2 protein-coding genes are annotated in these 2,568 nt (G+C 68.1%); one reads left to right on the top strand and one right to left on the bottom strand.

Features of this window, described 5'->3' with window-relative positions; genetic code table 11:
- Positions 1 to 9: 9 nt before the first annotated feature.
- Positions 10 to 1,359 (bottom strand): histidine--tRNA ligase, encoded by a 1,350-nt coding sequence (gene hisS / locus AC5RV2_RS16880; protein WP_494093294.1) that lies wholly within the window; start codon positions 1,357 to 1,359, stop codon positions 10 to 12.
- Between the two features lie 196 nt (positions 1,360 to 1,555).
- On the opposite strand from hisS, the gene AC5RV2_RS16885 reads away from it, so the two are divergent.
- On the top strand, positions 1,556 to 2,347 hold the full coding sequence (locus AC5RV2_RS16885) for a peptidylprolyl isomerase (RefSeq protein WP_494093295.1): 792 nt from the start codon (positions 1,556 to 1,558) through the stop codon (positions 2,345 to 2,347).
- Positions 2,348 to 2,568 lie beyond the last annotated feature (221 nt).

Raw genomic sequence — 2,568 nt, forward strand, 5'->3', positions numbered from 1 at the left:
CGGCCGCCCTTAGTGGGCGGCCGCGGTGATCTGGGGGGCCAAATCCTCCGCCGGAGGGGTCCAGACCGCCGGATCCGCCGCGGCCTGGTCGCCGGAGCGGATGTCCTTGACCTCGTGGCTGAGGCTGCCGTCGTCGGCCACCGAGGTGAACCAGACGTAGGGGATGCCGCGGCGGTCCGCGTACTTGATCTGCTTGCCGAACTTGTCTGCCTTCGCGGCCACTTCCACGCTGATGCCGCGTGACCGCAGCTCCCCCGCCACGTCCTGGGCCTGCGACCAGCTGTCCTCGTTGGCCAGGGCGACCAGCACGGTCGTCGGCACCTGCCGGGAGGCCACGGCGAACTCCTGTCCCAGGATCCGCATGACCAGCCGGGTCACGCCAATGGAGAGGCCGACGCCGGGAAAGGTCCGGTTGCCCTTGGCCGCCAGCGCGTCGTAACGGCCTCCGGAGCAGATGGAGCCCAGCTGCTCGTGGCCCACGAGGACGGTTTCGTAGACGGTGCCGGTGTAGTAGTCCAGGCCGCGGGCGATGCTCAGGTCGGCCAGCACCTTGCCCGGGGCGCGCCGGTGCGCCTCGCCGATGACTTCCTCCAGCTCGGCCAGGCCCGTGTCCAGCAGCTCGTGCCGGACTCCGAACGCCCGCACCTGGTCCACGAAGGAGGTGTCCTCGGTGCGGATCGATGCCAGCTTCAGCGCGGCCTGCGCCTGTTCGTCGGTGGCGCCCAGTTCTTCCTGCAGCAGCGCGGCCACCTTCTCGGGACCGATCTTCTCCAGCTTGTCGATGCTGCGCAGCACCCCGGCGGTGTCGGTCAGGCCAATCCCGCGGTAGAAGCCTTCGGCCAGCTTGCGGTTGTTGACGCGCAGCTTGAACTCCGGGATGGGCAGCGCGCTGAGGGCCTCGACGATGACCAGCGCCAGCTCCACGTCGTAGCGGAACGGCAGCTCGCCGTCGCCCACCACGTCGATGTCCGCCTGGGTGAACTCGCGGGCCCGGCCCTCCTGCGGACGCTCGCCCCGCCAGACCTTCTGGATCTGGTAGCGGCGGAACGGGAAAGCCAGGTGGCCGGCGTTCTCCACGACGTAGCGGGCGAACGGGACCGTAAGGTCGAAGTGCAGGGCCAGCTTGTCTTCGGACCTGCCGTCGGCTTCGTCGGCCTGCAGGCGGTGCAGGCCGTAAACCTCTTTGTCGATCTCGCCCTTGCGCAGCAGCTGGGCCACTGTTTCGACGGCGCGGGTCTCGATGGAGGAGAAACCGTGCAGCTCAAACGTCCGGCGCAGGGAATCCAGAACATGCAACTCCACAAGCCTCTCCTGCGGAAGCCATTCCGGGAAGCCTGACAGCGAGGCCTTGCGTGCCATACGGGCGTATCTCCTAGTAGATGAGGGGTAAGGATGAGGCGGGTGCATTGAAGCCCGCGGGCAGTGCGGCGGCACTGGATCGCTAGACTGGCTGCTGGACCAGTTTAAGGCCTGCCACGGCAGCGGAACCAAACGCGCTGCCGGGCGCCGCCCCGGCGTCGGGCGGAGCCGTTCATCGCAACGACCAGGAGGAGCTTTGGCCCGGAGCCGTCATGACCGCGAAACCCGGCGCCGCATCGCCCGGATGGAGGCCAAACGCGACCTGCGCCGGCAGCAGGCGGCGCGACGCAAACGCGACAACATCATCGGCGGCGCAGCCTTGGCGGCCCTGGTGGCCGGCGGCGTGATCGTCCAGGCGACAGTGTTCGCCTCGAACCCCACTCCGTCCGAGGTGGAACAGGTCCGCCAAGGCCTCGAAGACCCGCAAGGCGTCGCCTCGCCGCCGCCCTCCGCCAACGCGGCCGGCATCCCCTCGCCGGAGGTCGCCGAGGGAAAGATCTTCAGCGGCACCATCGCCACGAACGAGGGCAATATCGGCGTGGAACTGGATGGCAACGCGGCGCCGCAGGCGGCAGCGGTCTTCAGCACCTTGGCCCGGGACGGTTTCTTCGAGGGCAAGAACTGCCACCGGCTCACCACCGCCGCCAGCATGGGCGTGCTGCAGTGCGGTTCCGTGGACGGGGCCGGCGGCGGCGATCCCGAATACCAGTGGGGCCCGGTGGAAAACACCCCCGAAGACGGCGTGTATCCGGCCGGCACAATCGCCGTCGCCCGCGGCGCCGATACCTACAGCAACGGGACGCAGTTCTTCATTGCGTGGAAAGATTCCACCATCCCGCAGGATACCGGCGGCTACACGATTATGGGTAAGGTAACCGAAGGGCTGGACGTCATCGAGCAGATCGCGGCCGGAGGCGTCGAGGATGCCGACAGCCAGGACGGCCCGCCTAAGATACCGGTAACAATAGAGTCGTTCACCCTCCAGTGAGCACCCCACCACGATGGTGCCGCTGAATACGCGGCCCCAGGCACAAGCGAAAGAGTTCTAGCGGTGACACCTAGTCAGCAATCCGACGAAGCAGCCCAGACCGCCGAGACCGAGCAAGCCGCAACCGGTTTGGCAGCGGAACAGGTTCCGACCGAACAAACCGCAAACGGCTCGGCAGCCGGCCAGCCGCCTGCCGCAGCGGCGGCCACCGCCGAGCCGGC

This window comes from Arthrobacter sp. Y3225116 (genome assembly GCF_059091245.1).

Excerpts from the sequence above, each read along its gene's own strand:
- hisS (WP_494093294.1), bottom strand. The coding sequence starts at position 1,359 with ATGGCACGCAAGGCCTCGCTGTCAGGCTTCCCGGAATGGCTTCCGCAG.